The 23,945-nt window shown below is 64.6% G+C and carries 23 protein-coding genes; 9 read left to right on the top strand and 14 right to left on the bottom strand.

Going from position 1 to position 23,945, the window contains the following annotated elements; all coding sequences use genetic code 11:
* Positions 1-237 precede the first annotated feature (237 nt).
* The 7 genes from UNPF46_RS02885 to pqqA all read right to left on the bottom strand — a co-directional run bounded on the left by UNPF46_RS02885 (position 238) and on the right by pqqA (position 5,328).
* Complete coding sequence (locus UNPF46_RS02885) at positions 238-915, bottom strand: DUF4286 family protein (RefSeq protein ID WP_142248966.1); 678 nt, start codon at positions 913-915, stop codon at positions 238-240.
* Between the two features lie 25 nt (positions 916-940).
* Complete coding sequence (pip, locus tag UNPF46_RS02880) at positions 941-1,939, bottom strand: prolyl aminopeptidase (RefSeq protein ID WP_142248965.1); 999 nt, start codon at positions 1,937-1,939, stop codon at positions 941-943.
* Complete coding sequence (gene pqqE, locus UNPF46_RS02875) at positions 1,929-3,122, bottom strand: pyrroloquinoline quinone biosynthesis protein PqqE (protein ID WP_142248964.1); 1,194 nt, start codon at positions 3,120-3,122, stop codon at positions 1,929-1,931. Before pqqE ends, pip begins: the two co-directional genes overlap by 11 nt.
* Positions 3,119-3,430 (bottom strand): pyrroloquinoline quinone biosynthesis peptide chaperone PqqD, encoded by a 312-nt coding sequence (gene pqqD / locus UNPF46_RS02870; protein WP_142248963.1) that lies wholly within the window; start codon positions 3,428-3,430, stop codon positions 3,119-3,121. The genes pqqE and pqqD overlap by 4 nt, the downstream gene beginning before the upstream one ends.
* An 11-nt stretch (positions 3,431-3,441) precedes the next feature.
* Positions 3,442-4,197, bottom strand: a complete 756-nt coding sequence (gene pqqC, locus UNPF46_RS02865) for a pyrroloquinoline-quinone synthase PqqC (protein ID WP_181769748.1) — start codon at positions 4,195-4,197, stop codon at positions 3,442-3,444.
* Between the two features lie 17 nt (positions 4,198-4,214).
* Positions 4,215-5,144 carry a pyrroloquinoline quinone biosynthesis protein PqqB gene (gene pqqB / locus UNPF46_RS02860; protein ID WP_100178364.1) on the bottom strand — a complete coding sequence of 310 codons (930 nt, stop codon included), beginning with the start codon at positions 5,142-5,144 and terminating at the stop codon, positions 4,215-4,217.
* Positions 5,145-5,247: 103 nt separating this feature from the next.
* The gene (gene pqqA / locus UNPF46_RS02855) at positions 5,248-5,328 is read right to left on the bottom strand and encodes a pyrroloquinoline quinone precursor peptide PqqA (protein ID WP_007595659.1); all 81 of its coding nucleotides are present in this window, start codon (positions 5,326-5,328) and stop codon (positions 5,248-5,250) included.
* A 255-nt stretch (positions 5,329-5,583) separates the two neighbouring features.
* On the opposite strand from pqqA, the gene UNPF46_RS02850 reads away from it, so the two are divergent.
* From UNPF46_RS02850 to UNPF46_RS02825, 6 genes are all read left to right on the top strand, one after another.
* On the top strand, positions 5,584-5,841 hold the full coding sequence (locus UNPF46_RS02850) for a DUF6894 family protein (protein ID WP_100178365.1): 258 nt from the start codon (positions 5,584-5,586) through the stop codon (positions 5,839-5,841).
* Between the two features lie 240 nt (positions 5,842-6,081).
* A complete protein-coding gene (locus UNPF46_RS02845; RefSeq protein ID WP_142248961.1) occupies positions 6,082-7,482 on the top strand; it encodes an amidase family protein in 1,401 nt (466 codons plus the stop codon).
* 2 nt (positions 7,483-7,484) lie between these two features.
* Entirely contained in the window at positions 7,485-7,961 is a 477-nt protein-coding gene (locus UNPF46_RS02840) for a glutathione peroxidase (protein ID WP_100178367.1), read from the top strand.
* A gap of 11 nt (positions 7,962-7,972) precedes the next feature.
* A complete protein-coding gene (locus tag UNPF46_RS02835; RefSeq protein WP_174719038.1) occupies positions 7,973-8,215 on the top strand; it encodes a DUF3297 family protein in 243 nt (80 codons plus the stop codon).
* A 226-nt stretch (positions 8,216-8,441) separates the two neighbouring features.
* A complete protein-coding gene (gene tarD, locus UNPF46_RS02830) occupies positions 8,442-9,611 on the top strand; it encodes a D(-)-tartrate dehydratase (protein WP_142248960.1) in 1,170 nt (389 codons plus the stop codon).
* 213 nt (positions 9,612-9,824) lie between these two features.
* Positions 9,825-10,112, top strand: coding sequence for a GIY-YIG nuclease family protein (locus UNPF46_RS02825; protein ID WP_142248959.1), 288 nt, complete (start codon positions 9,825-9,827; stop codon positions 10,110-10,112).
* 368 nt (positions 10,113-10,480) lie between these two features.
* On the opposite strand, the gene UNPF46_RS02815 is transcribed toward UNPF46_RS02825, so the two are convergent.
* Together UNPF46_RS02815 and UNPF46_RS02810 are read right to left on the bottom strand one after the other, a co-directional pair.
* Positions 10,481-11,833: a malonyl-CoA decarboxylase gene (locus UNPF46_RS02815; protein ID WP_100178370.1), complete on the bottom strand. Its 1,353-nt coding sequence runs from the start codon at positions 11,831-11,833 to the stop codon at positions 10,481-10,483.
* 280 nt (positions 11,834-12,113) lie between these two features.
* On the bottom strand, positions 12,114-12,935 hold the full coding sequence (locus tag UNPF46_RS02810) for an AraC family transcriptional regulator (RefSeq protein ID WP_100178371.1): 822 nt from the start codon (positions 12,933-12,935) through the stop codon (positions 12,114-12,116).
* Between the two features lie 53 nt (positions 12,936-12,988).
* Here UNPF46_RS02810 and UNPF46_RS02805 point away from each other — a divergent pair, with 53 nt between their 5' ends.
* On the top strand, positions 12,989-14,161 hold the full coding sequence (locus UNPF46_RS02805; protein ID WP_142248957.1) for an MFS transporter: 1,173 nt from the start codon (positions 12,989-12,991) through the stop codon (positions 14,159-14,161).
* 307 nt (positions 14,162-14,468) lie between these two features.
* Here UNPF46_RS02805 and UNPF46_RS02800 read toward each other — a convergent pair whose 3' ends face one another.
* Both UNPF46_RS02800 and UNPF46_RS02795 read right to left on the bottom strand, forming a co-directional pair.
* Positions 14,469-17,627: an efflux RND transporter permease subunit gene (locus UNPF46_RS02800; protein WP_142248956.1), complete on the bottom strand. Its 3,159-nt coding sequence runs from the start codon at positions 17,625-17,627 to the stop codon at positions 14,469-14,471.
* A 12-nt stretch (positions 17,628-17,639) separates the two neighbouring features.
* On the bottom strand, positions 17,640-18,833 hold the full coding sequence (locus tag UNPF46_RS02795; RefSeq protein ID WP_181769737.1) for an efflux RND transporter periplasmic adaptor subunit: 1,194 nt from the start codon (positions 18,831-18,833) through the stop codon (positions 17,640-17,642).
* 247 nt (positions 18,834-19,080) lie between these two features.
* On the opposite strand from UNPF46_RS02795, the gene UNPF46_RS02790 reads away from it, so the two are divergent.
* Positions 19,081-19,872 carry a transporter substrate-binding domain-containing protein gene (locus UNPF46_RS02790; RefSeq protein WP_142248955.1) on the top strand — a complete coding sequence of 264 codons (792 nt, stop codon included), beginning with the start codon at positions 19,081-19,083 and terminating at the stop codon, positions 19,870-19,872.
* A 13-nt stretch (positions 19,873-19,885) separates the two neighbouring features.
* A complete protein-coding gene (locus UNPF46_RS02785; RefSeq protein WP_142248954.1) occupies positions 19,886-20,404 on the top strand; it encodes a GNAT family N-acetyltransferase in 519 nt (172 codons plus the stop codon).
* 65 nt (positions 20,405-20,469) lie between these two features.
* Here UNPF46_RS02785 and UNPF46_RS02780 read toward each other — a convergent pair whose 3' ends face one another.
* The 3 genes from UNPF46_RS02780 to UNPF46_RS02770 all read right to left on the bottom strand — a co-directional run bounded on the left by UNPF46_RS02780 (position 20,470) and on the right by UNPF46_RS02770 (position 23,934).
* A complete protein-coding gene (locus UNPF46_RS02780) occupies positions 20,470-21,543 on the bottom strand; it encodes a hypothetical protein (RefSeq protein ID WP_142248953.1) in 1,074 nt (357 codons plus the stop codon).
* Positions 21,544-21,644: 101 nt separating this feature from the next.
* Positions 21,645-22,970, bottom strand: a complete 1,326-nt coding sequence (locus UNPF46_RS02775; RefSeq protein WP_142248952.1) for an MFS transporter — start codon at positions 22,968-22,970, stop codon at positions 21,645-21,647.
* Between the two features lie 115 nt (positions 22,971-23,085).
* A complete protein-coding gene (locus tag UNPF46_RS02770) occupies positions 23,086-23,934 on the bottom strand; it encodes a fumarylacetoacetate hydrolase family protein (protein WP_142248951.1) in 849 nt (282 codons plus the stop codon).
* Positions 23,935-23,945: the final 11 nt, after the last annotated feature.

Below are 23,945 nucleotides of genomic sequence, written 5' to 3'. Positions count from 1 at the left end.
CTACCCTCGTCCGCGCAGGCTCAAAGACCCGGCGGCCTTTTCTTTGAGCTTGTCGACGCTTAACGCGCGGCGATCTGGTTTCTGAATGACGTCATTGGGTTAGCTTATTAGAACCGTTCCCAAGTACAACGGCAAAGTTTCGCAGGTCCCCGCTTTCATGGGAGCCACGCGCGCATAGCATTAACGTACCGCGCGAAGCATGCGGCGGCGCAATATGTTGCGCTGCAGATGAGCGATTCAGCCGCTCGCGATATCGCTCTTCGCGAGGTCCCACATCAGGCTGTAGGTGCCGACGGAGACCGGAAGCGGGAAGGGCGCTGCAGCCGGTCCGGTGAAACGTTCGGCAATGACGGCCGAGACGGCGCCGACATGCGTGCCGTCGATCAGCACGAACCAGTCGCGCGCGCCTTCGTTGCGCACTGCCGGAATACCCGCCATTGCGCCCGACAATTCCGGCTCGCTCTCGAGCAGGTGCATCGAGATGATGCCTTCGCGATTCCCGGGAACCAGCTTTTCTTGCAGTGCATCACGCCATGGGCCGGCGTTATCCGGTGTCGGCCGCAGCCGCACGAGGCCAAGCGCGGCGCCGCGTCCGGTGCCGATGCTGATCGTGATGCGCGCGACCACGCGCAGCATGTCCTGGAAACGTGCCATGCACCGCCGCGACCAATCGGTCTGATTGGCGAGCCGCGCCCGGTAGGCGGGGCTGTCGAGCACGTCGAGCGTCTCGGTCGAGTACAGCGAGAGATATTTGGGGTTGGCTGCATGCGCGACATAGCGCCGCGCTTCGAGAAATCCGTCGATCGCGACGCGCTCTTCGAGGTGTTCGCGATCGTACCAGCGGTTGAAATCGGCCTCATCGGCCGCGTCGATATTCATCGACGTCAGCAGCATGCCTTTCCCGGCGAGCGGCATCTTCTTGCTGTCCTTCCTCCGCGCATTAGCGCGCGGCCTTCGACGCGAGGTCGGCGATCGACTTCATCACCGCGTCCCTCACGCCGGCATCATAGAGCGAATGTCCGGCTTCTTCCACGATGCGAAGCTCGGAACCCGGCCAAACTTTCGCGAGAGCATAGGACGTCTCGGGAGGACACAACAGGTCGTAGCGGCCCTGCACGATAATGCCGGGAATGCCTTCGAGCCGGCCCGCGTTCCGCAGCAACTGGTCTTCGTTCATGAAGCTGTCATTGACGAAATAATGCGCCTCCATGAACGGCGTGGCCGGCAGCGTACGCCAGACGTTCAGCGAGGCGAGATCGAGCCGCGTCTTCGCCGCCTTATGCTCCGACAGAGCGCGCTCGGTGTCGTGCCAGGCCCGCGAGGCAGGTCCGTGAACGGCAGGATCGGGATCGAGGATGCGGCGATAGTAAGCTTCGACCGGCCGGTCCCGCTCTTCCAGCGGGAGCACGCTCAGAAAATCTTCGGACAGCGCGGGATAGAATTGCGGCAGGCGCACCGTGAAGGCCGTCTCCACTTCCGCCCGCGTACCGAGGAACGTCGCGCGCAGCGCAATGCCGGAGACGCGCTCGGGATGCGCCTGCGCATACGCCAGCGCCAGCGTCGCTCCCCAGGAGCCGCCGACCACCATCCAGCGGTCGAAGCCGAATTTCTCGCGGATCTTCTCCATGTCCGCGATCAGGTGCGCCGTGGTGTTGTGCTCGCGCGAGCCCTTGGGCCGGCTGCGGCCGCAGCCGCGCTGGTCGAACAGCACCGCACAGAAGCGGTCGGGGTCGAACAGGCGGCGATGGTCGGGCTGACAGCCGCTCCCCGGTCCGCCGTGCAGATAGATCGCGGGGATGCCGTCGCTGCGGCCGACACTTTCGACGTAGAGTTCGTGGCCGTCGCCGACGTCGAGCATGTCGGAGGTCAGCGGCGCAAAGGGATCGGCGCGCCGGACTGCTTCCTTGGCCGCCGTGCCCGCGTCGGCGTCAGGTCCCATTATCGGATTCCAGGGTGCCGCCGGCGAAGTTGCGATAGAGGAAGCGGCTGGTTTCGCCCGCGGCCTCGGCTTCCGCCTGCTTGAAGATGGTCTCGTGCAGCGGCGACAGCGCGCAGGCGGGATCGGTGTTGGCGGCATCGCCGGTCAGCGCGAAGGCCTGGCAGCGACAGCCGCCGAAATCGATCTCGCGGAATTCGCAGGATTTGCACGGCTCCTTCATCCAGCCGGTGCCGCGATAGCGGTTGAAGGCCTCCGAGTTCTGCCAGATCCAGGCGATCGAATGGTTGGAGCGCACCGACAAGAAATCGAGCCCGGTGATGCTCTCGGCGGCGTGGCACGGCAGCACCTTGCCGGCGGGCGAGATGTTGAAGAACTGCCGGCCCCAGCCGCCCATGCATTTCTTCGGCCGCAGCGCGTAGTAGTCAGGTACGACATAGTCGATCGTCAGCCGGCCCTTCAGGCGCTCGCGCGCAGCCTCGACGATGTCAGTGCACTCGTCCAGCTGCGCCACCGTCGGCATCAGCGCCGCGCGGTTCTTCAGCGCCCAGCCGTAATACTGGACATTGGCGACCTCGAGCCGGTCGGCGTCGAGATCGACGGACATCTGGATGATGTCGGGGAGCTGATGCAGATTCTGCCGATGCATCACCGCGTTCACGGTGAGCGGCAGATCGAGCTCGCGCGTCCATCTGGCGACTTCGAGCTTCTTGCGGTGGCCGCCCTTGTAGCCGGCGACGCGGTCGGCGAGCCCTTCCTCGATGCCCTGGAAGGAGATCTGCACGTGGCAGAGCCCGGCATCGGCAAGCTCGCTCAGCCGCTCCCGCGTCAGCAGCACGGCCGAGGTGATGAGGTTGGTGTAGAGCCCGACGTCGCTGGCATGCTTCACCAGCTCGACCAGGTCCTTGCGCGCCGTCGGCTCGCCGCCGGAGAAGTGCACCTGCAGCACGCCGATCTCGGCGAGCTCGCCCAAGACCTTCTTCCATTCCTCCGTGGTCAGCTCCTTGCCCGAGCGGTCGAGCTCGACCGGATTGGAGCAATAGGGGCATTGCAGCGGACAGCGATGGGTGATCTCGAGCAGAACGGCGAGCGGAATGCCGAAGGTCTCCGCCGTCGAGCGCTGCTTCTCCAGCACCGCGAGGCTGTCGCTGGCTTCGGGAGGGATGTTCGGGAGCACGTCGCTCATGGCGTCTTCTCCCTGATCTCGGTGAGAAAGCCTTTGTCGGCGAGATCCTGCAGCATGACGACGACGTCGGCCAGGATCGCCTCGCGGGGCGCCGCGTATTTCGCCGCAAGCTGATCGGCGATGTCGCCGACATTGCGCTCGCCGTTGCAGAGCTGCAAGACCTCGACCGCGATCTCGTCCGGTGCAAGCACGCGTTCCGGCGCCAGGATCACCCAGACCTTGCGGGTCTCGTCATATTTCAGCTTGGCGTGCCGCGGCAGCACGGGGCGGCTCGTCTCGCTGACGCTGATGTTCCGCGGCCCGGCCATTCCCGTTCCTCTCAGCTCGCTTTGGGCACGAACGCGCCCGGCGGAATGTTGCCCTCGACATAGGCGTGCTGGAGCGCGTCGAGCTGCACCCACAGCACGTTGGTCTTGAAGATCAGCGCATTGCAGACGGAGGCGCGCTCTTCCGGCGTCCTCGCATGCGTCCTGACATAGTCGAGCGCGAAATTGGCATCGCGCGGCGCCTGCGTCAGGCGGCGCTTGAAGTAGCTCATGATGTCGGGGTTGACGAAGTCGTAATGCTGCAACATGCCGGCGATGCGCTCTTCGTGGATGCTCGGCGCGAACAGCTCGGTCAGCGAGGAGGCGATCGCCTCCAGCGGGCTTTTTTCGCGGCAGTAGTGCACGTAAGCCTCCACCGCGAAGCGCGTCGCCGGCAAGATGCCTTCGGTGGATTCCACGTAGGCCGTGTCGAGGCCGAGGCCTTCGGTCAGCTTGATCCAGCGCTCGATGCCGCCTTCGCTGCCGACGTCGCCGTCATGGTCCTCGATGCGGTGGCGCCATTCCAGGCGCGTGGCGCGGTCGCGGAAGCGCGAGATCACCACTGCGTCCTTGATCGGGATCGTGCTCTGGTAATAGTAGCGGTTCAGCGCCCAGGCCTGCACCTGGCCCTTGTTCAGCTTGCCGCCATGCAGCAGCTTGTGGAACGGATGCAGGCTGTGATAGCGCGTCGCGCCGATGTGGCGCAGCGTCGCCTCGAGCTCCTCGGCCGAGTTGAGCCTGATATCCTTGCCGATCGAGAGCGCAGTCATTCCAGCCATTGACGTAGTCACAGCACGATCTCCGTTCCATCCGCGGGAATCTGCCATCCCGCCTGTTCAGCAGTCTTGCGTTCAGCCGAGGCGGGCAGCAGCGCCGGGTTCGAGTTGTTGATATGCAGGAACAGCTTCCTGCCGATCTTGAGGTCGGCGAGCCGCGCGATCGCACCGTCGTCGCCGGACATCGCGACATGTCCCATGCTCTTGCCGGTTTTGTGGCCGAGGCCGCACCGGATCATCTCGTCGTCGGTCCAGACCGTGCCGTCGAAGAACACCAGCGAAGCGCCGTCGATCTCGGCCTTGAGCGCGTCGGTGATCTCGGCACAGGCCGCGAGGAAATAGAAACACTTGCCGGTCGCCTTGTCGGTGATCTTCAGCCCCAGCGTATCGCCGTCGCCGCTCTCGCCGCCGGGGTGTACCTTGCCTTCCAGATACCAGGCCGACTTGCCGGGCACTGCGAAGGGCAGCACCTCCAGCCCGGAGCGTGCGCCGTCGGTCAGTCGCGGCTCGAACGGCTCATTGATTCCGATCGGCTGGCGCCGCACATGCTTCTCGTTCAGCACGTTGAAGATGCTGTTGCTGGCAAGGATCGCCAGCACCTTCCCATGCGCATAGATGGTGAACGGCGAACTCTCGCGCATCGACAGCAGGCCCGCCACCGCATCCACTTCGCTGTTGGTGAGGATCACACCGGCAATCGGCGTATGGCGTAGCGCCCCGGCCTTGGGGTGCAGCTGCGGCGTGGCATTCAACTGCTGGCGCAGGTCGGGGGAGGCGTTGATCAGGAACCAGTTCTCGCCGTCACCGCTGAAGGCGACCGAGGCCTGCGTCCGGTGCAGCTCAGGTCCGCCATTGCGGGCCGCCCGGCAGCCCTCGCAGCCGCAATTCCACTGGGGAACTCCGCCGCCGGCTGCGGCGCCCAGGACGACGACGCGAAGCATAATCCGTCTCCTGGAAGGAACACGCGCGGTGGATCTCAGGCCGACACGAATGCCATCGTGACCGAAAGATCCACCGGCGCAGAACGCGAGTTTGCCAACCGGCTTACTTGCGGGTGGCGCTCACATACATGTTGATTTCCATGCCACAAGGCACTTCGACGATCTTCGGGGCTTTCCATGCCATTTCGGCTCTCCATTTTTGCGAATTCGGACGTATCCGCCCACCCGATAAACTAATGCCGGCCGAGAAGTTCGCCAGTGAAATTTTCCCGGACATAGGTAGTAGGCGTGCGGAATTGCTGCACTGCAAAGAGAGCGTATTGCGGCCGTAAAGATGCCATAGGCAAACTGCCGATAGGTCGTGATCCCTGTCGGGATAAACGAGTTGTGAGTAAGGAACGGCTTCCAATCGGCTACAGGCGACCCCATTGGATCAGGCATGCCCAGATATTTCTTCAACACCCGCATCGGCGACGAATTGATCGTGGATCCTGACGGCGAGGATCTGCGCAACCCCGATGGCGCCTGGGAGGTCGCCCGCCAGATGATCCTGGAAGTGGTGAAGTCGGAGGGCACCCAGCGCGCGTTGCTCGAGGCCGTGATCGAGGTGACCGACACCGAAGGCGAGATCGTCCTGGAGTTTCCCTTCACCGAGGCCCTGCTGGACATCCCGGACCCCTCCGCGACGCGGCATTAGGAGGGGCGCGGCTAGCTGCCTCCGCTGGAGGACACCGCTCTCTCCCCGTCATTGCGAGGAGCCCTTGCGACGAAGCAATCCAGACTGCCTCTGAGGAAGCACTCTGGATTGCTTCGCTTCGCTCGCAATGACGGGGGTTGGAGCACCACTCCGCGTCAGACCCGCCCTTCGCCTCTGCGAAATCCGCATGGCTTTGCCGCGTTCCCGGCGCTAAAAGACGCCGGTCATACGGAGCAAGCCATGCAAGATCTCTGGCGCCTGTCGGCCGCCGACCTCGCCACCCTCGTCAAGTCCAGGAAGGTCTCCGCCAGGGAGGCCGCCACGGCCGGGCTCGCCCGGCTCGACGCCGTCAATCCCCAGCTCAATGCGGTGATCGACCACCGGCCGGACGACGTGCTCAAACAGGCCGATGCCGTCGACGCCGCAATTGCCAGGGGCGATGACCCCGGCGTGCTCGCCGGCGTGCCCGTCACCATCAAGGCCAATGTCGACCAGGAAGGCTTTGCCACCACCAACGGCCTGAAGCTGCAGCGCGATTTGATCGCGCGCGAGGACAATCCGGTGGTCGCCAATTTCCGCAAAGCCGGCGCCGTCCTGCTCGGCCGCACCAATTGCCCCGCCTTCTCCTATCGCTGGTTCACCACCAACCTCGTCCATGGCGACACCAAGAACCCGCGTGATGCTTCGCTGACCCCGGGCGGCTCGTCCGGCGGCGCCGGGTCGGCGGTCGCGGCCGGCATCGGCCATATCGCCCATGGCACCGACATCGCCGGCTCGATCCGCTATCCCGCCTATGCCTGCGGCGTGCACGGCCTGCGCCCGACGCTCGGCCGTATCCCCGCCTTCAATCCGGCGCTGCCGGAGCGCCCGATCGGGCCGCAGATCATGGCGGTGTCGGGCCCGCTGGCGCGCACCGTCAACGACCTTCGCATCTCGCTCGCCGCGATGTCGGCCCGCGACATTCGCGATCCCTGGTTCGTGCCGGCGCCGCTGGAAGGTCCGGCGCGGGACAAGCGCGCCGCGCTCTGCCTCAATCCGGGCGGCCTCGCCACCACGCCGGAGGTGAAGGCGGCGGTGAGCGACGCCGGCAAGCGGCTGGAGCGGGCGGGGTGGACCGTCGACATCATCGAGGACACGCCGCCGATGCGCGAGGCGGTGGAGTGGCAGATCAAGCTCTGGCTCGGCGACGGCTATGAGGCGCAGCTCGAGATGGCCGAGCGCGAGGGCGATCCCGGCGCGCTGGCCTGCCTGCGGGGCAACCGCGGCAGGGTCACGCCGATGGACCAGGCGAACTACGCCAAGGCGCTGACCCGAAGAGCCACGCTGACGCGCGAGTGGATGCTGTTCTTCGAGAAATATGCGGTGCTGCTGACCCCGGTCTCCGGCGAGCTGCCGTTCCCGGATCATCTCGACTGCAAGGACGAGGCCTCCTTCAAGCGGGTCTGGGAAGCGCAGCTGCCGCAGATCGCCATTCCCTTCATGGGACTGCCGGGCCTCGTGGTCTCCACCGGTCTCGTCGGCAAGGCGCCGGTCGGCGTGCACGTGGTCTCCGGCCGCTATCGCGAGGATCTGTGCCTGCTCGCAGGCGAGGCGATCGAGGCCGGCGGCGTGCCGGCGTCGCCGATCGATCCAGTGGGCTGACGATGACCGCCATCTACGACTTCAAGGCCAACTCGCTTGCCGGCGAGGAGGTCGTCCTGAAACGTTTCGAAGGGCAGGTGCTGCTGATCGTCAACACCGCGAGCAAATGCGGTTTCACGCCGCAATATCGCGGGTTGGAGGACCTGCATCGCGATCTCTCTCCGCGCGGCTTCTCCGTGCTCGGCTTTCCCTGCAACCAGTTCGGGGCGCAGGAGCCGGGGCAGGCGAGCGAGATCCAGGAATTCTGCTCGACCAATTACGACGTCACCTTCCCGCTGTTCGAGAAGATCGACGTCAACGGGCCGAAGGCGCACCCTCTGTATGAGTACCTGAAACGCCAGCAATCGGGCCTGCTGGGCGCCTCCATCAAATGGAATTTCACCAAATTCCTGGTGGACCGTGCGGGCAAGGTGGTCGCGCGCTACGCGCCGACCGCGCGGCCCGAAGGATTGCGCAATCAAATCGAAACACTGTTGTGAGCGAGACAATCATGAGCGACGAATTTCCCGACCGCCTCTCGGTCGATCCGAACAGCCCCTATTACAACGCGGACATCCTGTCGCGCGACGTCGGCATCCGCTTCAAGGGCATCGAGAAGACCAATGTCGAGGAGTACTGCATCAGCGAAGGCTGGGTCCGCGTCACCGCAGGCAACGCCAGGGATCGCCACGGCAATCCGCTGACCATCAAGGTGCACGGGCCGGTGGAGCCGTATTTCAGGGATAAGAAGTAACGGCGGAGCCGTCATCGCGGTACGATCGGAGGCGCAGCGCGTCCAAATAGATCCCCGTCACCCTGAGGTGCTCGCCTCTTCGGCGAGCCTCGAAGGGCGACGGCCCGGCTGCACCTCGGCCGTTCATCCTTCGAGGCTCTCGGCGCGATGCTTTGCATCGCGCCACTCGCACCTCAGGATGACGGAGAAACAGTCGCGAAATTTCTGATCACAGAGGCAAACCCCCATGTCCGTCCGCATCGTCGACGTCCGCGAAATTACAAAACCGATCTCGTCCCCGATCCGCAACGCCTATATCGACTTCACCAAAATGACGACCAGCCTCGTCGCCGTCGTCACCGACGTGGTACGCGACGGCAGGCGCGTCGTCGGCTATGGCTTCAATTCCAACGGCCGCTACGGGCAGGGCGGTCTGATCCGCGAGCGCTTTGCCCCGCGCATTCTGGAGGCCGATCCGAACAAGCTTCTGAAGGAGGCCGGCGACAATCTCGACCCCGACAAGGTCTGGGCCGCGATGATGACCAACGAAAAGCCAGGCGGCCATGGCGAGCGCTCGGTCGCGGTCGGCACCATCGACATGGCGGTGTGGGATGCGGTGGCGAAGATCGCGGGCAAGCCGCTGTTCCGCCTTCTCGCCGAACGCCATGGCGTCAAAGCCAATCCGCGCGTCTTCGTCTACGCCGCCGGCGGCTATTACTATCCCGGCAAGGGCCTGTCGATGCTGCGCGGCGAGATGCGCGGCTATCTCGACCGCGGCTACAACGTCGTGAAAATGAAGATCGGCGGCGCCGATATCGGCGAGGACCGTAAGCGCATCGAGGCCGTGCTGGAAGAGATCGGCAAGGACGCGCAGCTCGCCGTCGACGCCAACGGCCGTTTCAATCTGGAGACCGGCATCGCCTACGCCAAGATGCTGCGGGACTATCCGCTGTTCTGGTACGAGGAGGTCGGCGATCCCCTCGATTACGCATTGCAGGCAGCGCTCGCCGAATTCTATCCGGGCCCGATGGCAACCGGTGAAAACCTGTTCAGCCATCAGGACGCCCGCAATCTCATTCGCTACGGCGGCATGCGTCCCGACCGCGACTGGCTGCAATTCGACTGCGCGCTGTCCTACGGCCTGTGCGAATACCAGCGCACGCTGGAGGTGCTGAAGACCCACGGCTGGTCTCCCAGCCGCTGCATCCCGCATGGCGGCCACCAGATGTCGCTCAACATCGCAGCGGGCCTCGGGCTCGGCGGCAACGAAAGCTATCCCGACCTGTTCCAGCCCTATGGCGGCTTCCCCGATGGCGTCCGCGTCGAGAACGGCCACATCACCATGCCCGAGCTTGCCGGCATCGGCTTCGAGGGCAAGTCGGATCTCTACAAGGAGATGAAGGCGCTGGCGGAGTAGGGGCGGGCGGCTTGGGCGCGACGTCCGCGCCACCTACTCCGTCATTGCGAGCGCAGCGAAGCAATCCAGAATCTTTCCGGTGAGGCAGTCTGGATTGCATCGTCGCAAGGGCTCCTCGCAATGACGGCGGGGAGAGCTGCAGTTCTTGTCGGGTTGCTAGCAATCATCTCTTGGTTGTGGCATCGTGAAATCTCTCCCAAGCTGAGCACGATCATGAAGCAGCCCTGCGTGTACATGTTCGCCAATCGTCGCAACGGGACGATTTACACGGGCGTCACATCCAATCCGCCGCGCCGCGCGTTCGAGCATCGCGAGGGGTTGGTGAAGGGCTTCTCCTCGAAGTACGGCTGCAAGCTTCTCGTCTGGTACGAACTGCACGACACCATGATCGACGCGATTACACGCGAGAAGCAGATCAAGGGCGGCAGCCGGGCAAAGAAGCTTGCGCTGATCGAGAGCCTCAATCCGGAGTGGATTGATCTGTACGACACGCTGATCTGATTATCGGACGACCTGCAATCAAGCGCAGATCGTCGCTATACACTCCGTCATTGCGAGCGCAGCGAAGCAATCCAGACTGTCTCCACGGAGACAGTCTGGATTGCTTCGTCGCAAGGGCTCCTCGCAATGACGGTGGGGAGGGCGGTGCCCTTACCAGCCGCCCCGGCCCCGGGGATCGTGGGATATGATTGCTTCAGATGCCGTCCCACACACTCCGTCATTGCGAGCGAAGCGAAGCAATCCAGAATCTTTCCACGGAGACAGTCTGGATTGCTTCGTCGCAAGTGCTCCTCGCAATGACGGTGGAGAGGGCGGTGCAGCCCTTCGACGTTGTGCGCTCGCAACGACGGTGGGGAGAGCGACTGCGCTTACGACAACCGCATATCCAGCAGCCGCCGTCCTTCGCCCTTCAGCAGCTTCTTCACCGCGCTGGATGCCACGACCTCGCCGTCATTGGCATAGGCCTCGTGGTTCTTCTCGATGTCGTCGAGGCGGTAGAGGTAGTTGACCATCACGCCGGCGGATTCGCGCAATCCCTTCGGCGAGAGGTCGCCGAGCCAGTTGATGCGCTCGAGCCTTGCGCCGTTGCCGAGATGGAAGCGGGCGACGGAATCGATCAGCTTGCCCTTCGGCGTGCGCGCCTTGAGGAAATAGTGCGCCGCCAGCGGCTCGATCACGCCGCGAAGCAGGGCCGTCGTCTCGGGGCTCTCGAACCATTTGGGATCGTCGAGGCGCTTCAGCGTCTCGCGGTCCTCGTCCGACAGCGGCAGATCCTTGTCCTGCTTCACCCAGGCCATGAAGCCCGGCACCGGCGACAGGGTCACGAAAGTGTCGAGCTTCGGCAACTCGCGGCGCAGCTCTTCCACCACCTGCTTGATCAGGAAGCTGCCGAAGGAGATGCCGCCAAGGCCACGTTGTGTATTCGAGATCGAATAAAAAACGGCGGTGCGCGCGCGGTCGGTCGGCAGATGCTGGCGGTCGACCGCTAGCAGCGGCGCGATCGCGCCCGGGATCGTCTCGGTCAGCGCCACCTCGACGAAGATCAGGGGCTCGTCGACCATCGCGGGGTGGAAGAAGGCGTAGCAGCGGCGGTCGACCGGATCGATGCGGCGGCGCAGATCGTCCCAGTCGGAGATCTCGTGCACGGCCTCGTAACGGATGATCTTTTCGAGGATGTTGGCCGGCGTCGACCAGTCGATCCTGCGCAGCACGAGGAACCCCCTGTTGAACCACGAAGAAAGAAGATGCGAGATGTCGCGATCGAGCGCTGCGAGATCGGTGTGCCCGTTCATCATGCCGAGCAGATCGGCGCGCATGTTGACGAGCTCGCCGGTGCCGCCGGGCGCGCGGTTGAGCCGGCGGATCAGCTCCTGCCGGCGCGGCTCCGAGGCGAAATGCAAGGAGCTCGCGTCCTCGTCGCTGGGCGCCGCGCGCCATGTCTCGATGGCCTTGGACAGACGTTCCCGGTCCGGGCCGAAATCGCGTACCAATCCGTCGAAGAAGGCGCGGCGTCCTGCCGCATCCAGCTCCCGGTAGATGTCGAGCACCTCGCGCGCGATGGCGATGCCCGATGCTTCGCCCCGGCCCGACAGCAGCGCGTCGCAGAGCTCGATCAGCCCGTCGGCATCCGGTCTGGTGTCGGCGGAATCGCCGCGACGAAGCAGCGTGCGGCCGCGCTCGGAGATGGTGGCGAGCAGATCGGAGAAGAAGGCGTTGGCCATCGGGACTTTCGTGTCAGGTTTGTGCGTTGCGGAAGCTTACACGGAATTTGGACGGAGACCGATCACAATCAAGCGGAGGAATGCGGCAACTTTAGTCGGGCCGTGCGTTTGGAGAATGGCGGCATGCTGGGCGAAGCGGTGCGTTTGCATACGGGCACTCCAGTTTCCACAACGTCATGGCCGGGCCTGTCCCGGCCATCCACGCCTTGCCACGCGGCACGAAGAGCGTGGATGCCCGGGACAAGCCCGGGCATGACGACCTGCTGCGAATGGTGGCAGCCTATTTCCCCGCAAACTCCGTCGGCGTCCGTCCCGTCACCTGACGGAACGCGGCCGAGAAGGCGGGCACGCTGGCATAGCCGAGCTGGGTCGCGAGCTGTTTCACCGAGACATTCGCATCCGTCGACAGCCGCTGGATGGCAGCCGCAATCCTTGCGCGCTGGCACCAGCTCTTGAAGCTGAGCTGTGTTTCGCTCGAGAACAGCCGCGACAACGTCCGAGCCGACGTTCCGACCTCGCGCGCCAGCGTGTCGATATCGTGCAAGCCGGTGGGATCGTCGAGCACGATCAGCGCGGCGCGGCGGCAGCGCGGCTCGTGCGGCAGGGGCACGAAGGTCGCGGAATCCTCGGCCTGGTGCAATTCCAGCATCACGAGGCGCACGAGCAGCTCGGTGCGCTCCTCGGTATTGCGCGAATCGAACAGTGCGAGGATCGCCTGGTTGAGCAGCGGCGACACCCGCACCACGAACTCCCTGGTCAATCCCTCATAGCGCCGCTCGCGCTTCAGCCACGACAGGTCGAAATACAGCGTGCGCATCTCGATGTCGGCGAGCAGGTCGAGGGCGTGCTCGAGCCCGGCCGGTACCCAGACCGCCCGGTCCGGCGGCACCAGCCAGCGGCCCTCGGGCGTCGTCACCTGCATGGTGCCCTTCGCCGCATAGATCAGCTGCGCCTCGCGGTGCAGATGGGGCTCGATCCGCATCCCCTTGGGATAGTCGCGCGCGACCAGGTGCACGCCGGCGGGCGAGCGGTGGTTGCTCCGGACCTCCCGCAGGATTGGCGTTTCCAAGATTGGCGTTTCCAAGACAGTCATTGGCAGCATCCCGTCATGGGGAGGACATATAACTCATTTCGGAGCAGGAGAGGATTCGGGAAATGAACAGCCCCAGCCGGGTGATCAGTTTCGTCAACGCAGGCCATTTCATCGACCACTATTCGATGCTGATCTTCGCCGCCGCCGTCATCATCATGGGGCCGGCACTCGGCATGGCCTATTCGGAACTCTTGCCCTATGCGACGCCGGGCTTCGTCGCCTTCGGCGCCGGCTCGCTGCTCACCGGCTGGCTCGGCGACCGCTGGAGCCGCCGCCACATGATGCTGATCTTCTTCGTCGGCATCGGAGCGTCCATGATCTCGGTCGGCCTCGTGCAGACCCCGGCGCAGCTCGGCGCCGCCTTGCTTTCGATCGGCATCTTCGCCTCGATCTACCATCCCGTCGGCACCGCGATGATCGTGTCCTATGCCGACCGTCTCGGCCGCGAGATGGGCATCAACGGCGTCTGGGGCAATCTCGGTGTGGCCTCCTCGGCGCTGGTGACAGGCGTGATCGGGCAATATCTCGGCTGGCGCTTTGCCTTCATCGTCCCCGGTGTCGTCACCATCCTGATCGGCGTCGCCTTTGCGATGATGGTCGTGCACGAGGACCGCAAAGGCTCGAAGCAGGCGGCGGCGCAGGCGCGCGTCGCCAAGCAGGACATGTGGCGCGTGGTGCTGTCGCTGCTGATCGTGGTGATCGCGATCTCGACTACGTTCAACGCCGTCACAGTCGCGCTGCCAAAACTGTTTGCGGAGCGGCTCGCCGACCTGACCAGGAGCCCGGCGCTGCTCGGGGTCATCGCCGCCTGCGTCTACGTGTTCGGCGCGATGACGCAGTACACGATCGGTCGGCTGCTCGACCGCTACTCGCTGAAGACGGTGGCCCTGCCGCTGTCCTTCATGCTGGCGCCATTCCTGTATCTGGCCGCGAGCCTGAACAACCTGCCGCTGATTTTGGTTTCGATCGGCATCGTCATGGGCGCGTTCGGCCAGGTCACGGTGAACGACGCCATGGTCGGCAAGTACACCAGCGAGGAATGGCGCTCGCGCGCCTATGCGGTGCGCTATTTCATCGGCTTCACCGCGGCCGGCGCCTCGGTGGGTCTCGTCGCCTGGCTCTACGAGCAGGGCGGCTTTGTGACGATGCTGCACGCCTTCGCCGGCCTCTGCCTGCTGGCCATCGCAGCCGCGATCATCCTGCCCCGCGAGATCCGCACCCCGCAGGCGGTGTGACGTCTCGTGTCCCGGACAAGCGCAGCGCAGAGCCGGGACCCAGAGCCGCGAGTCCCCGTGCCGCATGGGCCCCGGCTCTGCAGCGCACCGCACCGGACGATGCTTCGCATCGCCGGGGCGCTGCACTGCGTCCGGGGCACGAGCGGGGGGCGCCTCGCCGAACGTCCACCGATGATGCCATGATGCCGGTGTTTTGCCCGACGATGCAAGTCGCTTCGGCAAGACCGAAACTTTCGTGAGACTTTTCAACCCCATCGCTACTGTGCATGGGGTTGTTTTCGCACTTTTTGTTTGAGCCGGCCGAGAACTAAGGCTTCACCTCCGCCACCGTCTCCGCCTTCGGTGCCTTCTTGCTCGCGCGCCAGTTCTCGAAGCGCTGCACCACCACGAAGAAGGCGGGAACGAACAGCACGGCGAGGCAGGTCGAGGCCAGCATCCCCGAGAACACCGTGATGCCGATCGACTTGCGCGCGCTGGCGCCGGCGCCGGTGGCGAGCACCAGCGGCACCACGCCGAGGATGAAGGCGAACGAGGTCATCAGGATCGGCCGGAAGCGGGCGCGTGCTGCCTCGATCGCCGACTCCAGCACCGGCTTGCCGTCGCGGCCGTGCAGCTCGAGCCCGACCTCGACGATCAGGATGGCGTTCTTGGCCGACAGCGCGATCAACAGGATCAAGCCGATCTGGCAATAGAGGTTGTTGTCGATCTTGAGCCCGGAGAGGATCAGCATCGGCCCGAGCAGCGACAGCGGCACGGCGAGGATCACCGAAATCGGCGCGTACCAGCTCTCGTATTGGCCGGCGAGCACCAGATAGACCAGCAGCATGGCGAGCCCGAACACCCAGTAGATCTGGTTCGAGACCGCCTTCTCCTGATACGACATCGCCGTCCATTCATAGCCGGTGCCGGGCGGCAGCGTCTTGTCGGCGATCTCCTCCATCAGCTTCAGCGACTGGCCGGAGGAGTAGCCCTGCGCCGGCAGGCCGATCACGGTCGAGGACGGATAGAGATTGTAAAGGCTGATCAGCGACGGGCCGGTCGCCGGCGTGATCTTGGCGACGGTCCCGATCGGGATCATGTCGCCGTTCGAGTTGCGCACCTGCATGTTGGCGATGTCGCGCTCGGTGACGCGGAAGGCCGGATCGGCCTGGGTGTAGACCTGGAATACGCGGCCGAACTTGTTGAACTGGTTGACGAAGGACGAGCCCAGATAGGTCGACAACGCCGAGAACACCTGGTCGGTCGTGACGTGCAGCGTCTGGGTCTTGATCCGGTCGATCTCGACGTTGAATTGCGGCACCGAGGAGCGGAACGAGGACTGCACCCGCTGCAGCGCGCTCTGGCTCTGGCCGTTCGAGACCATTGCTCCGGTGATGGCCTGCAGCTTGGCGAAGTCGCTGTTGCCGTCGCGCAGCTCGACCTGCATCGAGAAGCCGGCGGCGTTGCCGATGCCCTGGATCGGCGGCGGTGGCAGCACCAGCGTGCGCGCCTCCATGATGGTCGCGAGCTTGTCGTTGAGGCCATAGACCAGCGAGCGCAGATCCTCGCCGGGCCCTTTGCGCGCGTCCCAGTCCTTCAGGATGATGTAGGCGACGCCGGCATTGGCAAGGCTGGCGCTGTTGTCGAGCGCGGAGATGCCGGCGATGGTGATGACCTGCGCCACGCCGGGCGTCTCCTTGATCAGCCCGCTCGCTTTGTCGAGCACGGCTTGCGTCCGCTCCAGCGCGGCGCCGTCGGGCAGCTGCACGGCGGCGATCAGGTAGCCCTGGTCCTCGATCGGCAGGAAGCCGGTCGGCACCCGCGACAGGCCGTAACCGCTGGCGCCGATGACCAATAGCGCGAATGCGACCGAGATGGCGGCATGCTTCACGAGGAACGTGATCAGCCTGGTATAGCCGCGCTCGACGCGGTCATAGACGGCGTTGAAGCCGCGGTAGAAGAAGTTGCGCTGCTCCGTCGGCACCGCCGGCCGCAGCCAGAGCGCGCATTGGGTCGGCTTCAGCGTCGCCGCGTTGATGGCCGACAGAAGCGCGGTCGCCGCGATCACCAGCGCGAATTGCGAGTAGATGCGGCCCGTGAGGCCGGCGAGGAACGAGGCGGGCAGGAACACCGAGATCAGCACCAGCGTGATGCCGACGATCGGCGCGAACAGCTGGTCCATCGCCTTGATCGCGGCGTCGTGGCCGTTCATGCCCCGCTCGATGTTGTGGGCGGCACCTTCGACCACGACGATGGCGTCGTCGACCACGATGCCGATCGCGAGCACGATCGCGAACAGCGTCGACATGTTGATGGTGAAGCCGAGCGCCGCCATCGCGGCGAAGGCGCCGATGATGGTGACGGGCACCGTCGTTGCCGGCACCAGCATCGCGCGCCAGTCCTGCAGGAAGACCAGGATCACGACCAGCACAAGGAGACCTGCCTCGATCAGCGTCATGTAGACCTCGTGCACCGAGGCCTCCACGAACTTGGTGGTGTCGAACGGCGTGTCGTATTTGATGCCTTCCGGGAAACGCTTGGCGAGGTCGGCCATCTTCTTCTCGACGGCCTGCTCGACCTGAAGCGCATTGGCGCCGGGCGACTGGAATACGCCGATGCCGACGGCCGGCTGCTTGTTGAGCGAGAAGATCTGGCTGTAGGTCTGCGCGCCGAGCTCGACCCAGCCGACGTCGCGCACGCGCGTGACGTCGCCGCTGGTACCCGATTTGACGATGATGTTCTCGAACTGACTGGTGTCCTCGAGCCGGCCGTTGACGTTGAGCGTGTACTGGAACGCCTGGCCCGGCGGCGTCGGCGGCGCGCCGACCTGGCCGGCGGAGACCTGCTGGCTCTGCTGCTGGATGGCGTTGATGACGTCCTGCGGCACCAGGCCGCGAACCTGCAGCTTGTTCGGATCGAGCCAGACCCGCATCGAATATTGGCCGGCGCCGAACACGGTGACGTTGCCGACGCCGGGCAGGCGCGAGAGCTCGTCGCGAATGTTGATGGTGGCGTAGTTGCTCAGATAAAGGCTGTCGTATCGCGCATCCGGCGAGGTCAGCGTCACGAACAGCAGGATCGAGGTCGACCGCTTCTGCACGGTGACGCCTTGGTTCTGCACGGCTTGCGGCAATTGCGACAGCGCGCTGGAGACGCGGTTCTGCACCAGCACCTGCGCGAAGTTGAGGTCGGTGCCGATCTTGAAGGTTACGGTCAGCGTATAGGTGCCGTCGGAGCCGCTGTAGGACTGCATGTAGAGCATGTCCTCGACGCCGTTGACCTGCTGTTCGATCGGCAAGGCAACCGTGTCGATCACGGTCTTGGCGCTGGCGCCGGGATAGCGCGTGGTGACCTGCACGGTCGGCGGCACCACATCCGGGTATTGCGCGACCGCGAGGTTGAACAGCGCGACGCCGCCGATCAGGATCATCAGGAGCGCAATGACGTTCGAGAGGACCGGCCGCTCGATGAAGAACTTTGAGATCATGGCTGCGGCCCCTTACTTGCTCGAGGCTTGCGGCTGCTCGATCTTGGTCACCTGCGGATCGATCTTCTGGCCCGGGATCACCCGCAGAAGTCCCGCGATGACGACGCGGTCCTCCGGCTTCAGGCCGCCCTCGATGACGCGCAGCCCGTTGTCGACCGGGCCGATCTGCACCTTGCGCTGCTCCACGACGTTGTCGGCGTTGACCACCAGCAGATAGCGGCCGCCCTGGTCGCTGCCGAGCGCCGTATCGGGGACGAGCAGGGCGCTCTTCTCCTGATCGAACGGCACGCGGACCCGTACGAAGTATCCGGGCAGCAGCACCCGCTTGTCGTTCGGGATGAGGCCGCGAACCGCCAGCGTGCCCGTCGACTGGTTGAGGGTCGGCGCGACGTAGTCGAGATGGCCTTCGTGCGGATAGCCGGTTTCGGTCTGAAGGCCGATCTGGATCGGAAACTGCTTGAGGTTGGCTGGCGTCAATCCCCGGCGCGTCGCCTCGGCGCGGATGCGCAGCACGTCCTGCTCGTTGACGGTGAAGTTCACATAGATCGGGTCCATCGCGACGATGGTCGCGAGCTGGGTCGGGGAGGAGACGCCGACGAGCTCACCGATCGAGACCATGTGGGCGCTGACGATGCCATCGAACGGCGCCGTCACCCTGGTATAGCCGTAGTTGACCTGGGCGAGCCTGGTATTGGCCTGCGCTTGCTGCAGATTGGCCTGGGCGTTGTCGCGCGTCGAGGTGGAATTGTCGAGCGTGGCTTGCGAGACCGCCTGGCGCTGCACCAGCTCGGCCTGCCGCTTGTAATCGGCTTCCGCCTGCCGCAGCGAGGCCTGCGCGCCGGCCTCGGCCGCCTGGGCCTGCTCCAGCTTGAGCTTGTAGGTCTCCGGCTCGATCGTGAACAGCTGGGTGCCCTGCTTGACGAAGCTGCCGTCCTGATAGTCGATCGATTGCAGAAAGCCCTGCACGCGCGCCACGAGATCGACGCTCTTGATCGGCGCGGTGTTGCCGGTGGCCTCGATATAGCGCGTCACGGCGCGCTGCACCGGCGTTGCCACGTCCACCTTGGGCGGCGGCGGTGCCACGAACGTGTTCTTGTCCTCGCAACCCGTCAGCGCGACCAGGGCCACCGCGGCGGCCAGCGTCCGCCCGGCCTGCCTCCACGCTTCATTGCGCCGTGCGGGAGATGCGGGATTCCATGCGGTCATTCGGTAGCCCCCGAGTATCGTCTGTCGGTGCGGCAGGCTACCAACAAATGTCCGGCCGTGGAACACCATAGCCATGGCAGTCGGCGGCCTTGCGCTGCACAGGGCGGTGTGGCCTTTGACGGATTTGTCGTGACAAACTGCTTTTCACCGGGCGCACGATCGACCAGAATTGTGTCAAAGGCCGCGTGAGCCGGATAGAGCGACCGGAAGCAGAACCGGAAAGAAGAAAAGGTGAGGAGACCATGACATGCCAACGCCATTCCGGTCGGCCCTCACCGGCCTCGCTCTCGCGGCGATGGTTGCGATGCCCGCGCTAGCCGACGGCTTGAAGGACGAGATCGCGCCGACCGGCAAGCTGCGGGTCGCGATCGCCATCAGCCCCGCAGGCGGGGCGTTCTGGTCGACCAAGACCGAAGCCGGCTATGCCGGCGTTCCCGTCGATCTCGGCAAGGCGATGGCTGCACAGCTCGGGGTATCAGTCGAATATGTCGCGCACCAGAATTCCGGGCAGATCACCGACGCCGCGTCAAGGGGCACCTGGGACGTCACCTGGCTCCCCAAAGATCCCGAGCGCGAGACCAGGATGCTGTTCGGCCCGATCTACGAGGTCGCGGACGCCACCTATATCGTCAAGCCCGGCTCCGCCGTCACCAATTTTGCGACGCTCGACCAGCCCGGAATCAAGGTCGCCGCCGTCAACGCGACGACGACCATGCGCGGCGCGATCGCGCATTTGAAGCATGCCAAGGTCACGGGCTATCAGACCTATGACGAGATCTTCGGCCTGCTGAGGAGCGGCGAGATCGACGCCTTCGCGCTGTCGCGCGATCAGCTCAACAAGATGGCGCAAAAAATCCCGGGCACGAAGGTGCTGGACGAGACGTTCAAGAAGACGGTGACCGCCGTCGCCGTGCCGCTCGGTCACCAGCAGGCGCTGGCCTTCGTCACCAAATTCATGACGGACGCGACGACCAACGGCACGCTGCGCAAGGCCTATGACAATAGCGGCCTGAAGGATTCGCCGATCCGGACGGAGTAGTGGCAGCGCCTCAATGACGGACGAGATTCAGATTCGCACTTTCACGCCGTCCGATGCGGCGCCTGTGCGCGAGCTGTTCATCCGGGTCAATCGCCTGCTGGCGCCGGCGCATCTGGCGGAGGCGTTTGAAAACTACATCGCTCGTTCGTTGATCGAGGAGATTGACCGGCTCGCCGATTACTATGCAAGCCGGGATGGCGGTTTCTGGGTCGCTGTCGCCACCGACAGGATTGTTGGCATGTTTGGGTTGGAGGCCGTTGGCGCGGACGCTATGGAGTTGCGGCGCATGTACGTCGCTCCCGACGCGCGACGCCGCGGAATCGCGCGGAAGATGTTGGCGTTCGCCGAACAGGAGTGCCGCTGTCGCGATCGGCCGCAATTGCAGCTGAGTACGTCCGAGCTTCAGGAGGACGCGCTGGCGCTGTATCGTAACGCCGGATACGAGCCAGTGCGCGAGGAGATCGCCGATGCCCCCACCAACAAGACGCTAGGCGGTGGCATTCGCCGCTACCATTTCATCAAGCGGCTTTGAGTTGGTAGCGGCTGTCGCGAGGATGAGAATGCGATTGTCTCTTCCATCGACACAGTCGTGATGGTTTACCGCCCCTTGATCTCCGCGTATTTCGCCATCGCCTTCTCGAATTTCCGGTTGAACAGCCACATCGCCGCGAGAATCTCGCGGAAGCTGGCTGACGTGCGCGCGCGGTCGGCCCGTCCGAAGGCGAAGATGCTGTTGTTGCGCAGGTGCTTCATGATCGTGGGGCTGGAGACCCGGTAATTCAGGAGATCGCCGGATTTGAGCGCTGATCGCGTCGGTGTGGGCACGATCTGGATTAGCTCGAACAGCTTCATCTGGTCGATCGGGTCGGGCAGCGTCTTCACGATGGCGGGGATCTCGCGGAAGACCTCCGCGTGTGCGTTCATCAGTCCGTCGCGCACGTTGGTCCAGTGGTTGAAGCGGCGATCGATGCTGCGGGCCCGCGCCTCTTCCTTGTCGTCGCGCGCGCTCAGGTGCGGATCGATCGCGGCGATCTCGCCCTTGATGGCCTGCCATTTCCGCCTGCCGTTGCGGTCTTCGGAGGGGCCGGTCTGGAAGCTGCCCATATAGGTGTTGGAGCGCCCGTTGCGGACGTTCTGCTTGCCGTTGGTCTCGGCAAAGAACAGCCCGAGGCTGATGCGCCCCGCCGCAGCGGCGTGGTCGGGAGGAAGTCCCTTGGCGCGCGCGATCACTGTCGCGAGATCGACGACGTCCTTGAACGGTGTCGCCGAGTTCTGCGCATTCGCCGGCGGCGCCTCCATGACGTCGAAGAGTTCAGAATATTCGTCGATCAGCGGTTCGATCTCGGCGTCGAAATAGGCCGGCGGGATCTCGAACTTGTTGGGCCGGCCGATCCGCGACGGCATGGCGTCGGTGAGATCCTTGTAGGTGCTGATGACAGCGACGCGCGCCAGATACAACGCCTGTCCCGGCAGGTTCGGCAGCGGCTCTTTCGCGTCGATCTGGCGGCGCCGCTCGGCGAGGATCGATTTGAAGTCGACGAGCGCGCGCTCGTAAGCCGCGATCGCCTCCGATTGACTCGTCGTCAGCGCGCCCTTCTGTCCGACGGCGGGCGCCGTCATGAGCACGGCAAGAGCCGTCAAGGTTGCGGCAACAAGAGATCTCGGTCCCATGGCGGTTCCCCGGCGCGAATCGCACTCAGGGATCGTAAGCGTCGGATGCGAAAGCTGGCGAGATGTATTTCTTTCCCCAGCCTCCGGCGGCCGTTCTCTGCCTACAGCGCGCGTTTCGCGTTTTCCGGGGCGAACAGGATTCCAACGAAGGCGCAGGCGGCGATCACCTCGAAATACAGGATCACGGGGGTGAAGCTGCCGCTCGATCCCATCAGGGCGGTGCCGACCAGAGGCGCGATGCCGCCGCCTAGGATGATGCCGAGCTGCTTGCCCAGGGAGGAGCCGCTGACGCGGACCTCGGTCGGAAACAGTTCGGCAGTGAAAGCCGCCTCCGGCGCGAACATCAGCGCATGAATGATTCCGATCGAGACCAGGAGGCCCATGATGAGCAGCGTCGGATCCTTGGTCGCGACGAGCTGGAAGTAGATTGGGTACCAGGCCGCCGCCAGCAGGATGCCGAGTGCGATGAACGGGCGGCGGCCGAAGCGGTCCGAGTAGCTCGCGACCAGCGGCACCATGCACATCTCCAGCAAATTGGCGACCATGGTGCCGAAGGTGACGTTGGACTGCGCCATGCCCAGTGTCTTGACGGCATAGCCGAGCACGAAGACCGTGCTCATATACTGGAACGTGCTGTGGGCCATGTTCGCGAGGCAGCCGAACAGCACCGATTTCTTCCACGACCGCACCACTGCCAGCAGCGGCGCCTTCGGCCGCGCGGCCGAGGCCTGTGCCGCCTTGAACAAGGTCGACTCATCGACCTGGAGGCGGATGTAGGTGCCGAGCACCACCAGCACGAGGCTGAGCACGAAGGGCACGCGCCAGACCCATTGCGCAAAATCCTGCGGGGTAGAAACGAAACCGAGCAGCGCGATGAACCCGGATGCCAGGATCACGCCGATCGGACCCGAGGCGTTGACGAAGGAGGCGAAGAAGCCGCGCCTTGCCGAGGGGGCATTCTCCAGCGTCAGCGACACGGCGTTCATGTATTCGCCGCCGAAGGCAAAGCCCTGCACGAAGCGCAAGGTGACCAGCGCGACCGGTGCCAGCAGCCCGATCGAATCATAGCTCGGCAGGCAGCCGATAAGGAAGCTCGCGATTCCCATCAGCACGAACGTGATGGTCAGCATCGCCTTGCGGCCCAGCAGGTCGCCGTAATGGCCGAACACCATGCCGCCGAGCGGCCTGGCGACGAAGCCGACCGCAAACGTCGCGTAGACCGCAAGCATGCTCGCTGTCGAATCCATTCTGGGGAAGAAGAAGCGGTCGAACACGATCGGCGCGGTGAACGCGTAGATAAAGAAATCATAGTGTTCGATCACCGATCCGAGCGAGGACGCGACCACGAGCTTGCGGAACGCGGGGGAGATCGGCGCCGATCCGGCGCGGTCCGTCGTTCCGGTGATGACCTCTGCGGTGTTGCTCATGCGTTTCCCCTCATTGGTTTTTGCTCGTGTGTCTCAATTCAGGCGCGTCGGCCCGGCGGCGGCGCGAGGCAAGTCTCGTCGCCGCCGGGACGTAAGGATCCGTCGAGCGGATCGCTCACGTCGCCTCGTCGGCGACCGGATTGCGCAGGATGGCGAGTTTCTCGACCTCGACCTCGACGATGTCGCCGGGCTTCATCCAGAGCGGTGGCGTACGCTTGGCACCGACACCGCCGGGCGTGCCGCTGACGATGACGTCACCGGGTTCGAGCCGGGTGAACGTCGAGCAATATTCGATCTGCCGCGGGATATCGAAGATCATGTGCTTGATCCGCGCTTCCTGCACGACCTGCCCGTTGAGGCGGGTGGTGAGCTTCAGCTCGGCGAGCTCGCCGAGCTCGTCCGGGGTCATCATCCACGGGCCGAATGCGCCGGTATCAGGAAAATTCTTGCCTGGCGTGAACTGGTGGGTGTGACGTTGGAAGTCGCGGATGCTGCCGTCGTTGTAGCAGGAATAGGCTGCGACGTGGCCCATCGCCTCGTTGCGCGAGATGTAGCGGCCGCCCTTGCCGATGATCACCGCAAGCTCGCCCTCGAAGTCGAGATCGGTCGAGACGCGCGGACGGATGATGGGCCTGAGGTGTCCGGTCTGGCTGTTGGAATAGCGCGAGAAGATGGTGGGATGCTCGACCTCGGCGCGGCCGGTTTCCTTCCGGTGCGTCTCGTAGTTCAGGCCGACGCACAGGATCTTGTCGGGGTTCGGAATAACAGGCAGCCAGCTGAGCCCGGCAAGCGGCGTGGCGGCCGCCACGGACTTCGCATCGGCGACGCCCGCGAGGGTACCTGCGATGGCGGCCCTGAGATCGGCGTAGCGGGTGGCGAGCACGGCGCCGACATCGAGAAAATTGTCGCCCTCGACGAGGCCCCAGGTGGTCCGTCCGTCGATTGCAACGGTCGCGAGCTTCATGCTGTCTTCTC

This window comes from Bradyrhizobium sp. UNPF46 (genome assembly GCF_006658625.1).
In the GTDB taxonomy this organism is placed as follows: Bacteria; Pseudomonadota; Alphaproteobacteria; order Rhizobiales; family Xanthobacteraceae; genus Bradyrhizobium; species Bradyrhizobium nitroreducens.
Note: the sequence above shows the minus strand (reverse complement) of the source record. Positions and strands in the feature narration are given on the sequence as shown.

Coding starts and splice junctions, on each gene's coding strand:
- pqqD (WP_142248963.1), bottom strand. CDS start 3,430: ATGGCCGGGCCGCGGAACATCAGCGTCAGCGAGACGAGCCGCCCCGTG.
- pqqE (WP_142248964.1), bottom strand. CDS start 3,122: ATGAGCGACGTGCTCCCGAACATCCCTCCCGAAGCCAGCGACAGCCTC.
- UNPF46_RS02770 (WP_142248951.1), bottom strand. CDS start 23,934: ATGAAGCTCGCGACCGTTGCAATCGACGGACGGACCACCTGGGGCCTC.
- UNPF46_RS02800 (WP_142248956.1), bottom strand. CDS start 17,627: ATGATCTCAAAGTTCTTCATCGAGCGGCCGGTCCTCTCGAACGTCATT.
- UNPF46_RS02825 (WP_142248959.1), top strand. CDS start 9,825: ATGAAGCAGCCCTGCGTGTACATGTTCGCCAATCGTCGCAACGGGACG.
- UNPF46_RS02840 (WP_100178367.1), top strand. CDS start 7,485: ATGACCGCCATCTACGACTTCAAGGCCAACTCGCTTGCCGGCGAGGAG.
- UNPF46_RS02785 (WP_142248954.1), top strand. CDS start 19,886: ATGACGGACGAGATTCAGATTCGCACTTTCACGCCGTCCGATGCGGCG.
- UNPF46_RS02885 (WP_142248966.1), bottom strand. CDS start 915: ATGCCGCTCGCCGGGAAAGGCATGCTGCTGACGTCGATGAATATCGAC.
- UNPF46_RS02845 (WP_142248961.1), top strand. CDS start 6,082: ATGCAAGATCTCTGGCGCCTGTCGGCCGCCGACCTCGCCACCCTCGTC.
- pqqC (WP_181769748.1), bottom strand. CDS start 4,197: ATGACTGCGCTCTCGATCGGCAAGGATATCAGGCTCAACTCGGCCGAG.
- tarD (WP_142248960.1), top strand. CDS start 8,442: ATGTCCGTCCGCATCGTCGACGTCCGCGAAATTACAAAACCGATCTCG.
- UNPF46_RS02805 (WP_142248957.1), top strand. CDS start 12,989: ATGAACAGCCCCAGCCGGGTGATCAGTTTCGTCAACGCAGGCCATTTC.
- UNPF46_RS02775 (WP_142248952.1), bottom strand. CDS start 22,970: ATGAGCAACACCGCAGAGGTCATCACCGGAACGACGGACCGCGCCGGA.
- UNPF46_RS02795 (WP_181769737.1), bottom strand. CDS start 18,833: ATGACCGCATGGAATCCCGCATCTCCCGCACGGCGCAATGAAGCGTGG.
- pqqA (WP_007595659.1), bottom strand. CDS start 5,328: ATGGCATGGAAAGCCCCGAAGATCGTCGAAGTGCCTTGTGGCATGGAA.
- pqqB (WP_100178364.1), bottom strand. CDS start 5,144: ATGCTTCGCGTCGTCGTCCTGGGCGCCGCAGCCGGCGGCGGAGTTCCC.
- UNPF46_RS02815 (WP_100178370.1), bottom strand. CDS start 11,833: ATGGCCAACGCCTTCTTCTCCGATCTGCTCGCCACCATCTCCGAGCGC.
- UNPF46_RS02780 (WP_142248953.1), bottom strand. CDS start 21,543: ATGGGACCGAGATCTCTTGTTGCCGCAACCTTGACGGCTCTTGCCGTG.
- UNPF46_RS02810 (WP_100178371.1), bottom strand. CDS start 12,935: ATGCTGCCAATGACTGTCTTGGAAACGCCAATCTTGGAAACGCCAATC.
- UNPF46_RS02790 (WP_142248955.1), top strand. CDS start 19,081: ATGCCAACGCCATTCCGGTCGGCCCTCACCGGCCTCGCTCTCGCGGCG.
- UNPF46_RS02850 (WP_100178365.1), top strand. CDS start 5,584: ATGCCCAGATATTTCTTCAACACCCGCATCGGCGACGAATTGATCGTG.
- UNPF46_RS02835 (WP_174719038.1), top strand. CDS start 7,973: ATGAGCGACGAATTTCCCGACCGCCTCTCGGTCGATCCGAACAGCCCC.
- pip (WP_142248965.1), bottom strand. CDS start 1,939: ATGGGACCTGACGCCGACGCGGGCACGGCGGCCAAGGAAGCAGTCCGG.